Annotated in this window: 4 protein-coding genes; all 4 read left to right on the top strand. The window is 62.6% G+C overall.

From position 1 onward, the window contains the following. Positions 1-38 precede the first annotated feature (38 nt). The 4 genes from GS_RS01385 to GS_RS01370 all read left to right on the top strand — a co-directional run bounded on the left by GS_RS01385 (position 39) and on the right by GS_RS01370 (position 22470). Positions 39-17738, top strand: coding sequence for a Calx-beta domain-containing protein (locus tag GS_RS01385; protein WP_010940952.1), 17700 nt, complete (start codon positions 39-41; stop codon positions 17736-17738). A gap of 220 nt (positions 17739-17958) precedes the next feature. After that, complete coding sequence (locus GS_RS01380) at positions 17959-19140, top strand: TolC family protein (RefSeq protein WP_235044946.1); 1182 nt, start codon at positions 17959-17961, stop codon at positions 19138-19140. Next, positions 19137-21305: an ATP-binding cassette domain-containing protein gene (locus GS_RS01375; protein ID WP_010940950.1), complete on the top strand. Its 2169-nt coding sequence runs from the start codon at positions 19137-19139 to the stop codon at positions 21303-21305. Before GS_RS01380 ends, GS_RS01375 begins: the two co-directional genes overlap by 4 nt. Continuing rightward, positions 21298-22470 (top strand): HlyD family type I secretion periplasmic adaptor subunit, encoded by a 1173-nt coding sequence (locus GS_RS01370; RefSeq protein ID WP_010940949.1) that lies wholly within the window; start codon positions 21298-21300, stop codon positions 22468-22470. The genes GS_RS01375 and GS_RS01370 overlap by 8 nt, the downstream gene beginning before the upstream one ends. Positions 22471-22880 lie beyond the last annotated feature (410 nt).

Here is a 22880-nt window from a genome sequence, read left to right as displayed (position 1 = left end):
CCATCTCATGCCGTATGACAATATCCAGGGAGGAACGAATGAAAAAGACGTCCGACGATCAAGTGCGTGCAGCCAAGGGAAAATCCATACCGCTGTCTTCTTCGGGAAAGGATTTTATCGAAGGAAGTCTTGATTTTCGGCCTGTCTCTCCCAAAAAGCAGACTGCCGTGCGCAAGCCAGGAGAAGAACAGGAGGAAAAGGCGGCGGTGGCCGCGGAGCAGACCGAGTCCGACCACATGACTGCCGATGAGGCCGCGGATGTTTCCTATGACCATGTGGCGGCCATTACCGGCGAACAGTCCTTCGCTGATACGCTGTCTGTCGCTGACCAGACAAAAACCGGAAAAGAGGAAAAATGCGGCGACAACAATGACGATGATGACTGTGACGACAAAGGTGGCTGGCTCTGGTGGGCCGGTGGGGCAGTGGGTGTTGCCGGCGGGAGCATCGGTTTCGCCGTTGCGGCGCTCAACGGTGACGACGACGAAGGGACCCACGTTGACACTGCGGCCGTTGCCTTTGCGGGAAGGGTGACCGACGGCCCAGTTCACGGGGCGACAATCTACAACGATATCAACAAGAACGGCGTCTATGACGATGGCATAGACAAAGCCATGACGCACAACAGCGAGGCCATAACCAGCGATGCCGACGGCAACTTCACCATAACAGTCGGCGACCTGATCGAGAATGGCATAACTGACATCAATAAGTTAAAGCTGGTGGCCTACGGGGGGATCGACACGGTAACGGGCGAGGCGGTCACGGTTGATTTCACGGCACCCGAAGGCTATCGCTACCTGAACCCGGTCACCAGCCTCATTGCCGCCTATATGGAGGCATACAACGAAGCCAATCCGAACGCAAAAATTACTGCCGCAGAGGCCGAAGAGGCCGTGATACAGGCCCTTGGTCTCCCCCAGATCGACTACGCGACGACCGACCTGGCGCTGCCCGAAACGGCCGTAGAGGCTCAAAAAGTGGCCGCGATTCTCGCTGTCGCCGCCATGCTCATTGAGGAGTCGGGCACGGACAGCGATGGTTTTGCCTTCCTGGCCGCCCACCTGGCCCCGTCTGAAACCCCTCTGCCCGGCACCATGACCTATCTGACGGATGAGGTCACCACTGCACTGCAGTCGGCCAACGACACGACGGCAGCCAACCAGTTCTCATCAACCGTGGTGGCCGTAAACGACGCGACCAGCCTCGACGACATCAATACCGCCCTGAACAATACCATCTTCGCCGACCTGATTGTGGCCGGCAATGTCAAGGTGGGGCAGACGCTGGACGGCGGACTGGGGATGGGCAGCACCACGGGGTTGGAGGTGACCTACCAGTGGCTGGAAAGCATCGACGGAACCACCTGGACCCCCATAGCCGGCGAAACCGGAAGTGACTACACCATCAGGCCAACCGACATACTTCACCATTTGCGTTTACAGGCAACGTACATCGGTACGGACGGACAACCGCGAACCATTTTTTACGACGTGGGAGTCGTGCCCGACAGTTCGCCGGTGTTCGCATCCAGCACCAGCGGAGCCGTCGCCGAGAATGAAGCCGTTGGCACGGTGGTCTACCGGGCGGAGGCAACCAGCGACCTGGAGAACAACCCCCTGAGCTACAGCCTGGGAGGAACCGACGCCGACCTGTTCACCATTGACGTCGCCACCGGCGAGGTCACGCTCAAGAACCCCGCTGACTATGAATCGAAAAGCAGTTACTCGATCGACATCACCGCCACTGACACCTATGGCCTGACCAGCACCACGTCGGTAACCATTGGCATCGACAACCTGGACGAGGTGGCACCCTCCATCACCTCGGGACCCACGGCTGCGACGATTGCGGAAAACAGCGGCCCCGGGCAGGTGGTCTATACCGCCGCGGCAGACGACTCGGCAGACATCAGCGGCGGCGTCACCTTCAGTCTCAAGGCGGACGGAGACGCTGCCCTGTTCACCATCGACGCCGCCACCGGCGAGGTGACTCTCACCGGCAACCCGGACTACGAGGCCAAGCCCGCCTACAGCTTCACCGTCGTGGCAACCGATGCCGCGGGGCACTCCACCGAGCAGACCGTCACCCTGGCCATTGACAACCTGGACGAGGTGGCACCCTCCATCACCTCGGGACCCACGGCTGCGACGATTGCGGAAAACAGCGGCCCCGGGCAGGTGGTCTATACCGCCGCGGCAGACGACTCGGCAGACATCAGCGGCGGCGTCACCTTCAGTCTCAAGGCGGACGAAGACGCTGCCCTGTTCACCATCGACGCCGCCACCGGCAAGGTGACTCTCACCGGCAACCCGGACTACGAGGCCAAGCCCGCCTACAGCTTCACCGTCGTGGCAACCGATGCCGCAGGGCACTCCACCGAGCAGACCGTCACCCTGGCCATTGACAACCTGGACGAGGTGGCACCCTCCATCACCTCGGGCCCCACGGCTGCGGCGATCGAGGAAAACAGCGGCCCCGGGCAGGTGGTCTATACCGCCGCGGCAGACGACTCGGCAGACATCAGCGGCGGCGTCACCTTCAGCCTCAAGGCGGACGGAGACGCTGCCCTGTTCACCATCGACGCCGCCACCGGCGAAGTGACTCTCACCGGCAACCCGGACTACGAGGCCAAGCCCGCCTACAGCTTCACCGTCGTGGCAACCGATGCCGCGGGGCACTCCACCGAGCAGACCGTCACCCTGGCCATTGACAACCTGGACGAGGTGGCACCCTCCATCACCTCGGGACCCACGGCCGATATTGCCGAAAACACCGGTGCCGGCCAAGTCATTTACACTGCCGTGGCCGACGATGCGGCAGACATCAGCGGCGGCGTCACCTGGAGCCTCAAGGCGGGTAGCGATGCCGCTCTGACGATCGATGCCGTCACCGGTGCGGTCACACTAGCCGACAACCCTGACCATGAAGCAAAATCCGGCTACAGCTTTACGGTTGTGGCCACTGATGCCGCGGGGCACTCCACCGAGCAGGCGGTAGAGCTCTCTGTTCTGGACAATAATGCCAGCGCCGCCATTGCCGTTGACCTGACAACCATCGCAGAAGGTTCCGAGGGGACAAGCACCATCCTCACCTACACCGTGACGCGCACCAGTGCCCTCAATGCCAGTAGCGTCGACTGGGCCATCAGTGGCGTCGATGCCGCCGACCTTGCCGCCGGCCAGGCCGCAGTCGGAACCGTCACCTTCGCCATAGGCGAAACCAGCAAGACATTTACGGTAGAAGTTGTCGGCGACAGGACCATCGAGAGCAACGAGGACTTGGTCGTCACCCTTGGCAACCCTGGCAACGATATCGATCTCGGCACGGCCGACTCTTCGGCCACAACCATTGCCGACGACGACGGCGAGGTGTCGATAGCGGCGACGGCCGTGTCGGTTCCCGAAGGGGATACCGGCGACAGCCGGGTGGTCACCTTCACCGTCACCCGTACCAACACCCTCAGCGCCAGCAGCGTCGACTGGGATGTGGCCGGCGGCACCGTGAATGCGGCTGATTTCGGCGGGACGCTTCCTTCAGGCACGGTTACGTTCGCCGAGGGTGAAGCGACCAAGACCATCAGCATCACGGTGACCGGAGACCGGATTATCGAGCCCGACGAAACCCTGACGGTACGCCTGTCCAATCCGGGCCTGAACCTCGTTCTGGGGGTGGACGAAGCGAGCTCCACCATTGTCAACGACGACGTGGGCTTCAGCATCTTCGGCGACGTCATGGACGTGGTCGAGGGGGGAATCGGCGAACAAAGGGCGATCACCTTCCACGTTGTCCGCTCCGACAGCCTTACCCTGCCCATGACCATCGATTACCGACTGATCCCCCGCGGCAGCACGGTGCCGGACGGCTTCGACTTCACCGGCTCTCCGGACAGCCTGGGCGACAACGCCGGCCGTCCGAGCGGCACCATCAGCTTCGGCCCCGATGAAACCAGCAAGACGGTCACGATCTACGTGGCCGGGGATGCCGTGCCGGAACTGAACGAAACCTTCAGCATCGTGCTGGCCAATGCGCCCCCCAGCACCATCATCATCAACGGGGAAATCGAGGGCGTCATCCGCTCCGACGAAACCCAGTACAGCATTCATGCGGTCACCGCCGCTACGGTGGAAGGAAACGGGACCGGGGGAATCCAGCAGTTCCTCATCACCCGCACGGGAGACACGTCTCAGCCCGGTTCCGTCGGCTACACGCTCTCGGAATATGGCGAAAACCCCACCGAGGCCAACGATTTTGCCGCAGGAACCCCTCTGACCGGCACTATCAGCTTCGCAGCCGGCGAAACATCGAAGATTCTTTCCGTAAACCTTGAAGGAGACAGCGTACTCGAGGGGTACGAGAGCTTTCAGGTCGCCCTGCACACCCTCGACAGCAACTCAATCATCGGGACAAACACGGCCGTAGCATCCATCATCCCGGATGATGCGGCAATCAACATCGCGGCAACTGACAGCATCGTCAAAGAAGGAACCGGCGCCGTCTCCCGCAGCCATACCTTCACGCTGACCCGCTCATCTCATGTTGATAGCGAAGTCACCGTCGACTGGCACCTTGCCGGAACGGGGGCCAATCCGGTCGATGCCGCTGACTTCGGCGGCACTCTGCCGTCGGGCAGCGTTACCTTCGCTCCGGGCGAAACAGTGAAGACCCTGACCATCACCCCCAGCACTGATGCAGCCTATGAACCGCACGAGAGCTATGAGATCGTGCTCTCTACCAGTCAGCTGGGAGTCGTGCTGGAAACGGACCACGCCTCTGGCATGATCCTCAATGACGATTCGGGACTCACGCTGGTTGCCACCAATCTGGACAAGGCAGAAGGGAATCCGGGTACGCCGTCGCAACTGACGTTTACCGTGCAGCGTACGGGCGACACTACCGGCGAGTCCACCGTGCACTGGGAACTGGTCTCCGCGGACGGCAGCGGCGTCAGCGCCGCGGATTTCGCCTCGGGGATACTCCCTTCCGGCGATCTGACTTTCAGCCGCGGCGTTACCAGCCGCGTCGTAACCATTCCGCTCACCACCGATAACATCATCGAACCGGACAAGGGATTCACCATCCGCTTGAGCAGTCCTTCGGAGGGAACCGAGCTGCTGGTCAGCGAAGTCGGCGGTTACATCCGCAACGACGATGCCGCCTTTACCCTTGAGTCCGTTTCCCCGGTCGCCGAGGGACACAACGGCACCACTACGGTTACCTTCACGGTTGTCCGGACCGGCGACATCAGCGGTGCGGACACGGTGGAGTACGTCGTAGCCCCTGCCGACGGCGGAGCAGTTGTAGATGGGGCCGACTTCGTCGGCGGACAACTGCCGGACGGCCTCATCACCTTTAACGCCGGCGAGGCCAGCAAGACCGTCACCCTTGCCGTTGCAGGAGACAACGCTCTCGAAAGTGACGAAGCGTTCACTATCACCCTCGTTAACCCCGGCGTGGGGAGCACCATCGCCAGCGGCAGCACCGATGTCGTAATTCTCAATGATGATGACGCCCTGAGCATCGTGGCAACCGACGCCGACCAGGCAGAGGCGGCCGCCGGCGGCACGCGCGATTTTACCTTCACCGTCAACCGAACCGGCTTCCTCGACCGCGCCACCACGGTAAACTGGAGCGTCGCTGGCGTCGGTGCCAACCAGGTCGATGCTGCGGACTTCGGCGGCGCACTCCCCTCCGGAACCCTCGAATTCGCCGCCAATGAAAGCAGCAAGACCATCACGATCACCGTCAACGGCGACTACTTCCAGGAAGCGGACGAAGGATTCCGCGTCACCCTCTCCTCGCCGTCGGACGGAACCACTCTTACCACCGCCAGCGCGGATGGCGTGATTCGCAACGACGATACCGGACTGGCCATAACGGCAACAACCACGACACTGGCGGAAGGAGACAGCGGCACAGTAACCCACGTCTTCACCGTCACCCGCACCGGCGTCACCACCGGAACCACCACCGTCGACTGGGCCCTTGCCGGCTCGGGCGGGCATCCGGTTGACGCTGCGGATTTCGGCGGCACGCTCCCGTCCGGAACGCTGGTCTTCGCCCCGGGCGAAACCACAAAAACAATCGAAGTACAGGCCTCCGGCGACACCGACATCGAGCCCGGCGAGGGCTTTACCATCACCCTCTCGGGCGCCGACGGCAATGCCGACATCATGACCGCATCGGCAAACGGCACGGTGGTGGCAGACGATATCAGCATCGCTATCAGCGCCGGTACCGCGTCGGTTATGGAAGGCGCAACGGGCAGCAGCCGCGTGCTGCAGTTCACCGTTACCCGTACGGGTGACCTGGCTTCCCCGGTCAGCATCGACTGGTCCGCCAGCGGCATGGACGCCGCCGACTTCGCCAACGGCACGGCCCTCTCCGGCACGATCAACTTTGGCGCCGGCGAAACCGTCAAAACCATCAATCTCACCCAGATCGGCGACAATGTCAGCGAAAGCGACGAAACTCTCACCATCACGCTGAGCAACCCGGCGGGCAACCCGGCCCACGACCGGACCTACATCACCTCAGCCACAGCCACGACTGACGTGGTCAACGACGACGCCTCCCTGACAATCACCGCCGACGCTGCCTCGCAAAACGAGCACAACACCGGCGACGGCGAAGCTACTTCCTTCACCTTCACCGTGACCCGCACCGGCGACACCTCCACGGAAACCACCATCGACTGGGTGCTGCAGCTTCCCGGCGGAGCCGGTTCCGCCGCGGGCAACGACTTTGTCGCGGGGCAGGACCTGCTCGGCACAAACAGCGGCCTGCCGTCGGGAACCATATCCTTTGCCGCCGACGAGACCTCCAAAACCATTACCGTCTTAGTGGCCACGGACAACCAGGTGGAGCAGGATGAGACCTTCAGCATCCAACTGCAGGGAGCCGGCGCCAATACCGAAGTGTCCGGCAACAGCGCCAGTGCCGTCATCAGCAACGATGATACCGGCTTTTCCATCATTGCCCTTGCTGCCGACCATACCGAAGCCAATGGCGGCACCGTCACTTACACCTTCCGGGTTACCCGGGCCGGCGACATCAGCTCCGCGGCCACCGTCGACTGGGATGTTGCCGGTAGCGGCGCATCCCCAGCCAATGCCGACGACTTCGGCGGCAGCCTGCCGGGCGGCACGCTTTCCTTTGCCGAGAATGAAGCCAGCAAGGAGATCAGCTTCACGGTCAGCGGCGACACCGTAGTGGAGCAGGATGAGGAGTTCACTGTCACCATCAGCAATGCCCAGCTTACCGACGCAACGCCGCAGCTGATCCAGGACGCCACCGTCGGCGGCATCATCCGCAACGACGACCAGAGCTTCAGCGTCAGCGCTGCCAACGCCTCCGTGACCGAAGGCTCCGCCGGCACCACTCAGATCGCCTACACCATTACCCGCACCGGCGACCTGAGCGACAGCGTCACCATCGACTACGCCGTCACCGGCGCGGGCGGCGCCGCCACAAGCGACGTTCAGGGCGGTGTTCTACCCACCGGCACCCTTACCTTTGCCGCCGGTGAAACCAGCAAATCCGTCACCTTCGACGTCATCGCCGACACCCTGGCCGAAGGGAACGAGACCTTTACCCTCACCCTGACCAACCCGTCGGCCGGGATCATCGGCACCGCCAGTGACAGTACGGTGGTTGTCAACGACGACACCAACTTCGCGCTGAGCGCACCGGCGCCCTTTGCGGAAGGTGAATCCGGCAGCGCCACGGCCACCTTCACCGTTACCCGTAGCGGCGACAGCACCGGCGCCGGCAGCGTACAATGGTCCGTGGCCCCCGCCACCGGCCTGACTACCGCCGACTTCACCGGGAACCAGGACCTGTTGGGCACCAACAGCGGCCTGCCCAGCGGCACCATCACCTTTGCCGCGGGAGAGACCAGCAAGAACATCACCATTCAAGTGGCCGGGGACCTGACCCTGGAAAACGATGAAACCCTGCGAGTGATACTGGCCGATCCCACCGGCGGCACCATCGAAGGGACGGACGGTGACAAGAGCACCACCATCCTGACCGACGACGACAGCTTCAGCATCAGTACCCTGACCGCCAGCCGCGCCGAGGGGAACAGCGACAGCACCATCACCTACACAGTGACCCGCACGGGCTCTCTGGTGGGTGCCCGTGATCTCACCTGGACCATCACCGGCGCCGATGGCTTCGCGACCGGCAACGACCTGGCCGGCGGGCAGGCGGCAACCGGCACGGTCAGTTTTGCCGACGGCCAGGAGAGCGCCACCATCGTGGTCAATGTCAAGGGCGATTCCGCCGTGGAGTCGGACGAAACCATGACCGTGACCCTCTCGGGGGCTCCGGCCAACAGCGTCATCGGCACGGCCAGCGCATCCACGGTGCTGACCAACGACGATGCAAGCGTCTCCATCGTCACGCTGATAGCCGACAAGAACGAAGGCAACGTGACCATCGTCACCCCCACTGGTGAAGTACCGGGCAGCACTGCCAGCACATTTACCGTCAGTGCGGCCGGGACGGTCAGCGGCACCGTGGAGTCCGCCGGTGATCGCGACTGGTATAAAGTCAACCTCGTCGCCGGCCACCAGTATCAAATCGATCTCATCGGAAACGGCAGCTATACGGCCGGTGACGTGTTCCTCTCGCTGCGTAACAGTACGGGTATCCAACTTGCCTCTAACGACGATTTCATCGGCGTTAATTCGCGCATAACCTACACTGCCCCCTCAAACGGCATTTACTTTATCGATGCTGGGCACCTGGGTTCCGGCACTGGCACCTATGGTGTAACCATCGCCGACCTGACTGTTCCCGGTACCGATATGAGCGCCCCGGCTTACGGGGTCGGCGCCCAACCGTACACGTTCACCATCACCCGCACCGGTGACACGACCCACGGCAGTACAGTGGAGTGGCGAGTAGCCCAAGGGGTGGGTGTCGACGCCGTGGACTTCGGCAGTGTCGGCTCGCAGGACCTGCTCGGAGACAACAGTGGCCTGCCCAGTGGCACAGTCACCTTTGCAGCCGGTGAAATCAGCAAGACGCTGACCGTCAACATCGCCACCGATTCAGCGAAGGAGACTGACGAGATCCTTCGCGTCGTACTCTCCAATCCGTCAGCCGGCACCGAAGTCATCACCGCCAGTGCCGATGGTATCGTGCGCAACGACGACGCCGAACTCAACATCACCGCCGGCACGTTCAACCTTCTCGAAGGAGACGGCCTCCACGGCACCGGCAAGGCCATGACCTACACGGTGACCCGCACCGGCAACATCAACCAGACCAGCACGGTGGACTGGAGCGTGGTGCACGGCACCACCAGCAGCGCTGACTTCACTAATGGCGTTGGCTCAAACCTAACCCCCAGCGGGACCCTGACCTTCGCCTCCGGTGTCGCCACCCAGACCATAGTGGTCTACGTCTACGGTGATACCGGCGTGGGCAGCGTCGAAGGTGACGAAACCTTCTCCATCCAGCTCTCCAACCCCAACTCAGGCAGCGCGTTGGGCAACATCACCAGCTATACCAGCACCATTCTCGAGGACGATACGCGGCTGGTGCTGAGTGCCGCCGACTACAGCCAGGCTGAAAAAACCGCGGGCAACAACACCACCTACACCTACAACATCGCGCGTGAAGGCTACACCGGCGGCACCACGAACTACAGCTGGGCGGTTGGCTATACCGACCCCTACACCGGCAACCCCGCCTACATGTATGACAATACGCAGTCGCGGTACGAGACGGTGACGGCGAATGCCTCGGACTTCACCGGATCGTTGAGCGGCAGTGGCAGTTTCTCGGCCGGCCAGACCAACGCCAGCTTCACGGTCACGGTGACGGGCGACGATACACCGGAAGACGACGAATGGTTCGCGGTCAACCTGACCGCCAGCAGCGGCTATGACGAAGTTACCGTGATCTATGACGATCCGACCAAAGGCACGGGGACCCAACTCGCCAGGACCTATTACTCCCCGTACCGGACCTACTATGACGGCCAGCAGGTCAGCAGCGCCACCAACGGTGTCGCCAGCAACACCAACTACCTGTTCTCCTCCATCGAACGGGACGAAGCGGTCTACTATCTGAGCGACCGCGAAGTGGCCAGCACCAGCGTACAGACGCTGAACCCGGGCGACGGGCTGCGCACGCGCGTCGAAGGCGATACGCCGGCCGACGGCGGTGCGGGCGCCACCACCGTCACCATTGAGGGCGTGGAGTACGGCTATGTCGAGCATATCTTCGCCGTGCAGCGCCAGGTTGCCACTGCAGGAACGGCAAGCGTGGGCTGGCGCATCGGCACGTACTACAACGCAGCGGTCAGTGCGGACGATTTCCTCACCATCACCCGTGACGGTAACGGCGACATCACCGCCATCACCACCGCCGGCGCCCTCCCATCCGGCACCGTCACCTTTGCCGACGGCCAAGAGTGGGCCTACATCAAGTTCTACACCAAGGTGGACGATATTGGAGAATACGACGAGTATTTCAGCATCTTCCTCGAGAACCCCAGCGCCGGCTCCTCGATCTATACCTACGACACCGTGAGCTATCCGCAGTACAACTACGGCATCATCACCAACGACGACACCCGCTTCGACGCATCGGTCAACGATGTGGTGGAAGGGGGAACTCTCACCTATACCGTCACCCGCAGTGGCGACAGCCGGGGCACCGACACCGTGGACTGGTCCCTGGCACTGCCCGGCTCCGAAGCCACCAATGAAAGCAACAACTCTACCGGCACGTGGTACAAGCTGGATCCTTCGGACATCGACAGCGTCACCCCCTCAAACGGTACCGCCACCTACAATGCAGGGACCCTCACCTGGTCCGGGACCCTGACCTTTGAAGACGGCGAGACAACCAAGACCATCACCGTGGTCACCACCGATGACAGCTGGACCGAAACCTGGCGGGAGGAGTTGCCCATCGTCCTTTCCAACGCCACCAACGTCAATGCCGGCGAAGGCAACCACGACCAGGAGACCGCGTCCACCGGCTACACCGATACCGCCAGGGTCTACGACAACGAATCGGACCCGCTGATTGGCGTTTCGGTCGGCAGCAGCACCACCTGGGAGGGGACCGGCGCCAACGATTCGGCCACCGGCAACAGCGTCACCTTCACCATCACCCGCACCGACCAGGGCGGCCGGGACGGCAGCCTGAACTACCCCACTACCGTGGCCTGGCGACTTGACGGCAGCGGCATCAACTGGGGTAGCGCCAACAACAGCGCAGAGATTTTGACCTATGGCGGTGATGCCGCCAGCGTAAATGAATACACTTCCAACACCACCTACGGCGTGGTCACCTTCGCCGCCGGAGAAACCAGCAAAAACGTTGTGGTTACCTTCACCGGCGACCGCTACGTGGAGTCTGACAAGACACTCACCTTCACCGTGCTGGACCCGGACGACGCCGAACACGGGCCGCTCTATACCGACTTCTACGGTCCGGCGGACATCAACAACGCCCAAGCCAGCGTCACCACAACCCTGAAGAACGACGACATCCGCCTCTGGGTCGGTGGGTGGGACACCTACAGCGGCGACGCCAACGGCTACTACACCAATGTGCAGACCAGCGCCTACGAGGGGAACCCGCTGACCTTCGCGGTCAACCGCTACGGCCGGCTCGACTGCGACATCGTCGTCAACTACACCCTGATCAACGGCACCACCACAAACGGCGACTTCACCACCACCAGCGGCAGCTTTACCCTTGCCGCACAGGGCAGCGCCTACGGCGAGTACACCTACAGCATCTCCCTGGCCGACCTGCTCACCGACGACACCACGGTTGAGGCAAACGAAACCTTTACCCTGCGCCTTTCCGCCCCCGGCGACAGCGCCGGCTCCAGCGTGCGTTTCCAGAGTTACTACGCCGATTACACCAGCAGCTACAACTCGCCGGCCACCACGCTGGACGTACGCGGCACCGTCTACGACGACGACACCACCTACACCCTGACGCCGGCCAGCACCAGCTTGGTGGAAACCGACCAGGGAGCCAGCCAGACCTTCTCATTCGATGTCACCCGCGGCGGCACCGGCTATACCGGCGCAGCCCAGCTGCGCTGGCGCGTCGAGGCGGTGGGGGGCACCCCGGCAGACAGTGCCGACTTCACCAGCACCGATCTCCTCGGTACCAACAATGGCCTGCCCAGCGGCACGGTCAGCTTTGCCAACGGCGAACTCACCAAGACGTTCAGCGTGCTAATCAGGGGAGACCTAGTCGCAGAGAACAATGAAACCTTCCGGGTGGTGCTCTACGAAGACGTGCTGACCAGTTCTTCCCCCACCATCACCAACAGCCAGAGCGTGGCCAGCAGCACCCTGACCATTGTCACCGACGATACCGGCATCAGCATTGCCGACAGCACCCTGACGGAAAGCGATGCCAACCAGACCATGACCTTCACCATCACCCGTTCCGGTGACACCAGCGGCACGTCATCCATGAACTGGACCCTCTACCACGGCACCACCACCGCTGGCGACTTCAGCGGCGCCACCACCGGCACGGTCAGCTTCGCCGCCGGCGAGACCAGCAAGACCATCTCGGTGACAGTGGCGGGCGATGCCACGCCGGAGGCCGACGAGACCTTCACCATCCTGCTGTCAAACCTGGTGGGGGTCGATGAGGCCATCGACATCAGCGCAACCGGCACCATCAAGAACGACGACTCCTCATTCGCCATAGCCGGTGACGCTGCCAGCTCGCCGGAAAGCGGCAGCCAGACCTTCACCATCACTCGCACCAACGACACGGCACAGAGCCAGACCATCACCTGGTCGGTAAGCGCCGGCTCAGCTGGTGCAGCCGACTTCGGCGGTTCGCTCCCCTCCGGCTCCGTCACCTTTGCGCCGGGCGAGATGAGCAAGACCATCACCATCTCCCCCAGCAGCGATGCCACGCCGGAAACCGACGAGTCATATACCGTCAGCATCGCCTTGGGGGCCGGCACCACCGGCGACACCATCACCCAGGCCACGGCCACCGGCACCATCGAGAACGATGACGCCGCGATCTACATCGCTGCCGATCAGACGAACCAGCAGGAAGGACACAGCGGCACAACACCGTTTACCTTCACCGTAACCCGTACCGGCAACACGACGGGCGCAGCCTCGGTCGACTGGGCTCTCTCGTCAGCCGGCGCGTCGGCCGCCGACTTCACCACGGCGGACGGCCTCGGGTCCAATGGCGGCCTTCCCTCCGGCACCATCACCTTTGCCGACGGCGAGTCCGCAAAGACCATCACCATCGAGATTGTGGGCGACGAGGTAGTCGAAGCCGACGAATCGTTCACCATCACCCTGTCTAACGCAGCTGGCGGCGCGATCATCACCGGCTCGGCCGGCTCCACGATCGCCAACGATGATTCGACCATCGCCATCGCGGCCGACAGCGCGGTAAAGAATGAAGGCAACAGCGGCACGACCGCCTACACCTTCACCATCACCCGTACCGGCTACCTGGGCGAGGCGGAAACGGTCGAATACTCCGTCGCCGGTTCCGGGGCCCATCCCGCCGACGGCACTGATTTCAACGGCACGACGGGCACCCTGACCCTCGCCGCCGGCGAGGCCACCACTACCTTGACCATCAACGTGAGCGGCGATCTCTCCGGCGAACCTGACGAGGATTTCACCGTTACCCTCAGCAACCCGAGCAGCGGGGTGACCATCACCACCGACACGGCAACGGGGAGCATACTGGCCGACGACATCGTCTTCGACGTAGCGGCACCGGCCTCCCAGACCGAAGGGAATCCGGGGGATACCACCTATTTCGATTTCGTGGTGACACGCAGCGGCAACCTGAGCGGCTCCCAGACCCTCACGTGGAGCGTGGCCGGTATCGGCGCCGATGGCACATCCGGCTCGGACTTCGACAGCACCACCGGAACGGTTACCTTCGACCCGGGCGAGACCAGCAAGACAATCAGCGTTCCGGTCAAGGGGGACTACCTGGGCGAGGCCGACGAAAACTTCCGCCTCACCCTCACCGGTCCGGACGGTGTGGTGTTCACCCACAACTCAGCCGACGCCACCATCATCGACGACGAGGCCTCACTGCGCATTAGTGCCACCGACGCCGGCAGGGCGGAAGGAGCCAACGGCGTCACCAGTTACACCTTCACCGTGACCCGCACCGGCAACACCGCACTTGAGGCCACCGTTGACTGGTCGCTGGCTGCGGGCGCCACGGACCCCGACGACTTCGCGGGGGGAACGCTTCCCTCGGGGAGCCTGAGCTTCGCCGCCGGCGAACTGAGCAAGACCATTACCGTGGATGTGGCCGGCGACACGGCGATTGAAGGCGATGAAAGCTTCACCGTAAGTCTCTCCAATGCTTCCACCGGCGCCGATATCGTGATCGGCAGCGCCACCGGCACCATTGTCAGCGACGACGTAGAGTGGACGGTCTCCCCCCTGAGCGTTCCCGCTGTTGAAGGTGATGGCGCGAGCAGCTACGTCTTCCGGGTTACCCGTACCGGCAGCCTCTCGGCCACCACGCTGGACTGGAGCACTGCCGGCAGCGGAACGAATCCCGCCGATGCCGACGACTTCCTGGGCAGCTTCTTCCCGTCGGGGACCCTGGTCTTTGCCCAGGGACAGACAAGCCAGGACATCGTCGTGCAGATAGCGGGCGACAACCTGCTGGAAGCCGACAAAGAGTTCTCCGTGACGCTGGCCGCTCCCGTCAACGGCCTGACTCACAGCTATGCCGAGCAGACCGCAAGCGCCACTATCGTCAATGACGATGACGTGATCTCCATTGCCCCCCTCTCGGCCGACCATGCCGAGGGGACGGACAGCTCCAGCCCCTTCACATTCACCGTCACCCGGACGGGCAGCCTGACCGGCACATCCACCGTGGGCTGGCGCATCGTGCACGGCGACACCTCAGCCGACGACTTTGTCGCCACCACCGGCACGGTCAGCTTTGCGGACGGCCAGGATACCGCCACCCTCACCGTCCTGGTCAGCGGCGACCGCAACCTGGAAGGAGATGAAGGTTTCAGTGTCGAACTCTATAACCCGGGCGCAGGAAGCACGGTCGACGATACTGCCACAACGGCCTCGGGCATCATCCACGACGATGACGTGGACCTCTCTCTGGCCGCTGCAGACGCCAACGTGGCGGAAGGCGACAGCAGCACCGCCGGGCATGCCACCTTTACGGTCACCAGGAGCGGCGATCTGAGCGTGGAAACCAGTGTCAACTGGAATGTCGTTGCCGGCACGGCAACGGCCGCAGACTTTGCCGGCGGGGAATTGCCGGGTGGAACCGTGGTGTTCGGGGCCGGCGAATCAAGCAAGACCATCACGATCGATCTGGCCGGCGACGGCGCCTGGGAAGGAAACGAAACCTACACGGTGCAGTTGTCGGGCGCCAGCGATCATGCCGATATCGTGGCCAACAACGTCTCCGGCCAGATCATCGACGATGACGACACCCTGACTCTTTCGGCTGTCTCCGCCGATCATGCCGAAGGGAACTCCGGGGCCACCATCTACACCTTCCGCATCGACCGCGCCGGGACCGCCACCGGTGCCACCAGCGTAGAATGGATTGCTGCGGGAAGCGGTGCGCACCCGACCGACCAGGACGACCTGCTGGCCACGACCGGCACGGTCACGTTCGCTGACGGCGAAACAAGCAAGACCTTTACCGTGGAAGTCGCCGGCGACACCACCGGCGAATACGATGAAACCTTCAGCGTATCTCTTGCCAACCCGGCCTATGGCTCCACCACGGTGGGAGCGCCGGTCACGGCAACGGTGCGCAACGACGACGCCGTTCTGTTCGTCAGGGCCGACCACGTGTCGGTGGCCGAGGGAGCGGACGGCGTCGAAACCACCTTCACCTTCACCGTCACCCGCAGCGGGGACACTTCCGGCGCTGCCAGCGCCCTCTGGGAGGTGACGGGCAGCGGCCTCCGGCCGGCCAACGCGGCTGACTTCGGCGGGATATTCCCCTCGGGTGCGGTCGCCTTCCAGCCGGGTGAAAGCACGCAACAGATCAGCCTGACCGTCCTCGGCGACGCAGTTGGCGAATATGACGAAACATTCTCCCTGGTGCTTTCGGACCCCGAAGGCGCCACCATCCTGGAAGGGACCGCAGAAACCATCATTGCCAACGACGATACCGGCATTTCGATCACGGCTCTCGATGCCGACAAGGCGGAAGGCAACAACGGTCTCACCGACTTCACCTTCCGGATCGAACGGGTCGGCCTGGCCAACGGAGCCGCATCGGTCTCCTGGGCCGTAGCCGGCACCGGGAGCTACCCTGCGGGTGCCGACGATTTCGCAGGGGGCATCCTCCCCTCGGGGACGGTGTACTTTGCCGACGGCGAAAGCGTGAAAGACATCACCATTCAGGTGGCGGGGGACGAAACCTATGGTCAGGATCAGACCTTCCGCGTGCTCCTCTCCAATCCCGCGGGAGCCAACCTCATTAACGCCGATGCTACGGGCGTCATTCGCAACGATGATTCCCAGGTCGCCATCACGGCGCTCGACACAGCCAAGCTGGAAGGAAATGCCGGCACGACGACGTTCAGCTTCCAGGTAACCCGCACCGGTGCTCTGGACACCTCGGCAACCATCGATTGGGACGTAATCGGCAGCGGGGGACATCAGACCGTTGCCGGAGACTTCGCAGGCAACAGCTTCCCCGGCGGCGCCCTGACCTTCGCTGTGGGCGAGTCGTCGAAAACCATCACGGTTGAAGTGGCTGGTGACACTCTGACCGAAGTGGACGAAGAGTTCAGTGTCCGTCTGCGCAATCCTGGCTCCGGCGTCAGTATCGCGCCCAATGCCGGCGAAGCCTCAGCCACTATCCTGAGCGACGATGACGGGGTGGTGCTGATCGGCCTCGACGTGGACCGCCACGAAGGGGCGTCCGGAACCCAGACCGTTTATACCTATCAGGTGCTCCGCTCCGGCAACATTGACGCGCCGATAACGCTCAACTACGCCGTCAGCGGAGATGTCGACAGCGCCGACTTCATGTCTCCCCTTACCGGGTCCTTCGAAATGGGGGCCGGAGAGAACAGCCGTCTTCTGACCTTGACGGTGAACGGCGACGACATCGTCGAGCCGGACGAATTCTTCCAGGTAACGCTGTCCGGCAGTGGAATCAACATCGACAGCACCCCGGTTACCGGCGCTATCCGCGGTGACGACGTGGCCGGTGACGGGAATGACGTCATCCATGCCGCGGCAACCGCCGACACGATCAACTCCGGCGCCGGCGACGATGTCATCCATCTGACCATGGACAATCTGCTCCATCTCCAAGTGACGGATGGGGCGCATGTGGACGGTGGCCTCGGCTTCGACACCATCCTGTTCGACGCCGCGGGCCAAGAATTTGATCTGGTCGCGCTCGTGGCAAACGATGCCATGAGTGGCATCGAGAAGATCGACCTGGGGGGCGAGGGCAATACCCTTCGCCTCACCACGGCGGAACTTCTTCACCAGGACCAGAACCTGTTCAGTATCCTGGCGAACGGCTCGGAGCCGTTCCACCAGCTGATGGTGGACGGTGACGCCGACGATGAGGTCATCATCGCCGACATTACCAACTGGAGCCACGGAGCCGCCGACACCTACACCGACGGCAGCGTGACCTATGATGTGTACACCAACGGCACCGACCACACCCAGCTGCTGATCAACCAGGCCATTACCAATGTGCATGGAGTCGCAGGGTAAGGAACAGAAATTGCTAATACTGAGGGGCCGGGCCGGATAAACAGGCTGCCCGTCCGGGCTGGGCGGGCAGCCTGCTTGTTTATGGATCAGTGCACTCCCCCTGGACGAGGCGGGAGCATGACAGAAAGGGATTTTCGTGGGCAGTGTAAGAACTCGGGTGCTTGGTGCGGTCATCGGCGCATTATGTCTGGCCGCTACCGCATGGGGCCAGGAGGCGCCGATGACCGGGGACGGACTCGACGTGGCCCTGAACTTCGCGGCGATCGGTCATCCATCCATCAAAAGTCAGGTTGCCGAACTGAAGGCTCTCGGTTCGGACCTGAAGTCGGCCGAGTATAAGCGCTATCCGGCGCTTACCATCCAGGCCCAGACCATGACCAACAACCAGAACCAGGTCGTAGCGGTTGTGCAGCAGCCGCTGTGGGTCGGCGGACGCATTGACGGCGGGATCGAGCAGGCGGATGTGGGGCTGCGAATCGGCAGAGCTGCGCTGCTCGACGTACGGCGCCGGGTCATGGAAGAGACCTCGGCGGCCTACGCCACGCTGAGAGGGGCGCTTCAACGCCTGAAGGCGGCTGAACTCAATGTCGGCGAGCATGAAAAGCTTAAAGGGCTCGTCAGCCGGCGAGTTGAGGGAGGGGTTGCCTCCAACGCCGATATCCTGCTGGCCGAATCCCGTTTGTCTCAGGCCATTGCCCAGCGCATCCAGCTTAAAGGGGCGGTGTCCCGCGCCCGAAGCGATCTGCTGGCTCTGACCCAGCAGCCGGTAGCCGGCAACGAACCCGTCCCGGCCCATCTTCTGGAGCTGCCTGAGCCCGAGCGGATGGCGGAGATGATCGTCAAAACTTCCGCCACAGTGGAGCAGCGGATTCTCAAGGTAGAGGATGCACGGATCACGTCTCGCTTGGCTGTTGCCTCAATGATGCCGGCCCTCTATGCGAAGGTCGAGCAGAACGTCTACGTGGCCGAGAGATATGGCGAAACACCCCATGAAACCCGTTTCGGCGTGGTACTGCAGGGGAGTGTCGAGGGGCTCGGCCTTTCGGGATGGAAGAAGGTCAAAGCGTCCGACTCACGGATAGACGCGGCACGAAAAGAGGTTGCCGCAGCCGAGAACGACGTGCGGCGTCAGGCGGAGGCTCTGGTAACCGATATCCTGAGCCTCCGGCAGGTAGTTCGTAGCTACGAGCTGCTGGTCACGTCAACGGAAGAGACCCTCGCGTCATTTTTGCGACAGTACGATGCCGGCCGCAAGAGCTGGGTTGATGTCCTGAATGCCCAGCGCGAATTTTCTGAAGCAAGAATTTCTCTCGAACAGGCGCGAAGCTCCCTTGAGGAGGCCTCGCTCCGCCTGGCCGCCCGGTTGGGACAGCTTGATTCATTCACGGGAGGGAACGAATGAGGCCCCAAGGGCACGAGACTGTTATTTTCGGCGAAAACAGCCTGGCAACGCCGATCGAGGCCCCTGTCCTCGCTCGCCTGCTGCTGAAGATCGGACTGCCGGTTGCTTCCGGCGAACTGGAGCAGGCATGCCTGACGAGCCAGCCCGAGGGGGTCGATGTCAAGCCGGCCGAGCGGATTTCGCGCATCCTGCTGGCGGTGAAACAGAAGAACGTGAAGGTGGCGCAGCTTCGCTGGGAACGCCTCGATCGCCGTCATCTCCCCGTCCTGGTTCTCTGCAACGGCCGCTGGCAGCTGGCCGAGCAGGGCGAAGGCGAAACCATCACCCTGACCGCGGCCGACGGAACCTCCGCGCACCTCAACGCCAATGATTTGACCGACACCATCGTCCTCTGGCTCAAGGCGGAACGGGTTGAAGCCTCTGCCGTCGAGCTCCTCCAGAGCAACGCCTCCCGCTTGCTTTTGGCAGAGCTGCTCAAGGAGAAGCGTTGGCTCGTCGAGGTATTCGTCGCAACAATCATCATCAACCTGCTCGCGGTTGCCACTTCCCTCTTTTCGATGCAGGTCTACGACCGTGTTGTTCCGACGTTCGCCTACTCGACCCTGACCGCCATGGTGGTCGGCATGGGGATCATGGTCCTGTTCGACTGGGTGCTCAAGTATCTACGGGCGAGAATCCTTGACGACGTGGCGAAGCGGGTCGACATGGCACTGTCTCAGAAGCTGTTCGAGCATGTGGTGGATCTTCGACTCGACCGGCGCCCGCGCAGCCTCGGCTCCCTCGCCGCCCAGATGAACGGCCTGGAGACAGTACGAAACTTCTTCTCCTCCACCATCGTCTTTGCCTTGACTGACCTTCCCTTCGGCCTGATGTTCATTGCGATCGTGGCCAGCATCGGTGGCCAGGTCAGCTTGGTCTACATCACGCTCGTGCCGGTGTCCCTCCTCCTCGGCTGGCTGGCCCAAAGGAAGCTACGGCTGCTGGCCCGGCTTGAGATCCAGCGCGGGCACGAGCGGCACGGCCTCCTCGTCGACACCCTCCAGGGCGCAGAGACGATCCAGTCCAGCGGTAGCGCATGGAGGTTCGCGGACACCTGGCGCGGCATCACCGCCACGATGGCCGGCTATTCGCTCAAGAGCAAGCTGATCTCAAGCCTGACCACGACCACTGCGGCAACCCTCGGCACGGTCGGCTACGTGGGCGCAATAGTGGTTGGCGTGATCCAGATCGAAGAGGGGCACCTGACTACCGGCGGACTGATCGCCTGCACCATCCTGGGAGGCAAGATTCTCGGCCCGTTGGCCCAGAGCGTGGGGATTCTTGTCCAATGGCAGCATGTGCGCGAGGCCATCGAAATGGTGAATCGCCTGCTCGCCATGGAAACAAGCCGTCCTGCGGACAAGAGCCTTCTGGTTCCGGACAACCTCCCCGATCGGCTGGAGCTGGACGGGGTCCGCTTTTCCTACCCAGCCACCCCCGTGGTGCGCCTCCAGTTGGGGTCGCTCCAATTCGCGGCAGGCGACCGGGTGGTACTCATGGGCCCCAACGGCTGTGGCAAGTCTACCCTGCTCAAAGTGGCGGCGGGGCTCTACAAGGCGGGCGAGGGGCAGGTGCGGCTCGGCGGCGCCGACATCTGGGAGCTTGATCCGCAGGTGTTGATGGAGCGGGTAGGATACCTTCCTCAGGATGTGCACCTCTTCAAGGGAACTCTGCGGAGCAACATCGCCCTTGCCGGAGGGGTGGGCGATTCGCGGCTGCTGGAAGTCGTAGAGCTCCTGGGCATCGACAAGCTGGCGGCCGACAATCCCCGCAGCATGGAGCTGGAAATCAGCGAGGGAGGGCAGGGACTTTCCGGGGGACAGCGTCAGCTCACGGCCCTTGCCAGGATTTTCATGGCGCAGCCGCGGGTATGGCTGCTGGACGAACCCACGGCAGCCCTTGACATGGAATCGGAAGAACGGGTTTTCAAGGCTATCCAGAACTGGACGCGGCCAACTGACATCATACTGATCGCGACCCATCGCCCGCGCCTGCTGGCCCTCGCCAACCGGCTGATCGTCATGCGCCGTGGACAGATCGTAGCCGACGGGGCTCCCAATGACGTGATCCAGGCAATGCAGGCGGGTCCCAAGACACCTCACCATTCAGGAGCAGTGCATGAATGACGCCATGGAACAGACATCGGCCAAGCCGGTCCGCTCAGTGCTGCTGTGGGCCTTCGTCGTTGCCTTCATTCTCTTTTTCATCTGGGCGTACGTTTATCGTGTCGACCAGACGACCCGCGGGATCGGCTCGGTCATTTCCAGCAGCCGGGTCCAGGTCATTCAGGCAGTGGACGGGGGAGTGCTCCAGTCTCTGAAGGTAAAGGAAGGTGACCGGGTCAGGCGCGGACAGGTAGTGGCCTTGCTTGACCAGACCCGCTCCGGAGCTTCGGTCAGAGAGCTCGACGCCCGGCTGGCGGCGATGAAGGCCCAATCGGCCAGACTCCGGGCCGAGGTGCTGGGCTCTCCGTCGGTCGCATTTCCTCCCGAATTGCGCGGCTTCCCGGAGCTGGTCAAGGTACAGCAGGCACTGTTCGATCAGCGACGCCAGAGCCTCCGCGAAGAGTTGCGGACCCTTGACGTCGCGGTAAAACTTGCGCGGGAGGACGCCCACCTGGTGGCGCAGTTGGCCAAGACCGGCGACGTGAGCCGCTCAGAGGTGATCAGGAGCGAACGGGCATTGAACGATGCCGAGGCACAGCTGATCAACCGGAAAAACAAATACTACCAGGATGCAAGCGCCGAGTTGGCAAAGATTGAGGACGAGATCAACCAGAACGAACAGGTGAGGACTCAACGCAACCAGCAACTGTTCGACAGTGTCATGAAAACTCCCGTCGACGGAATCGTAAAAAATGTCCGCGTCACGACCCAAGGGGGCGTGCTCCGCTCCGGCGAGGAGCTCATGCAGATCGTCCCACTTGACGACAAGCTGATCATCGAAACCAAGGTGAAGCCGTCCGATATCGCCCAGATCCGACCGGGCCTGCCCGCAGCAATCAGGTTCGACGCCTTCGACTATACCATCCATGGTGCGGTCGACGGTACGGTCGCCTATGTCAGCGCAGACACCATCAAGGAGGAGTCCAAAGCGGGCGAGCAGACCTATTACCGGGTCCATGTCGAGATAGCCGGCAGCAATCCGGTCAGGACGAGAACCGGTAAGCAGCTGGACATCATACCCGGCATGACGGCCCAGGTGGATATCCGTACCGGCAGCCGGACCGTGCTTGACTACCTGCTCAAACCACTGCGCAAGACCATGACCGAATCGATGGGCGAGCGCTGACGGGCTCTCCGCCTTGCCAACCAGATTGCCGGTGTGGCTGAAGCGGCAATGAGAATTCGCGACGGCATAAGGCTAAACGCATCCATGCACGAAGAGATTCGCCGGCGAACAACATCGCCGGATCTCTGGAACCGTCATCACATCATGATGGCGCAACATGCGGCACATACACCAGATGCAGCCGGCTTCGTGACATCTGCCGCCCAGCCGGCTGCACTTCCTTGATACCCCGCCCGACCCGACAGTGGCTGGGCTCCTTCCTTGAGCACAATCCAATTCCCCGAGCATTCCCCCGCAGGCTTGGCAGCCGGCACCAGAAAATGACGCGGCAACCGTCCCAGTTCATTCGCCGTGCGAGGGCATCAGTGCCTTGGCGCCTGAGATCGTTGGATCTGAACAGAATACCTAAT

The organism is Geobacter sulfurreducens PCA (assembly GCF_000007985.2).
Lineage (GTDB): Bacteria > Desulfobacterota > Desulfuromonadia > Geobacterales > Geobacteraceae > Geobacter > Geobacter sulfurreducens.
This window is presented reverse-complemented; position numbering and strand designations above follow the sequence as displayed.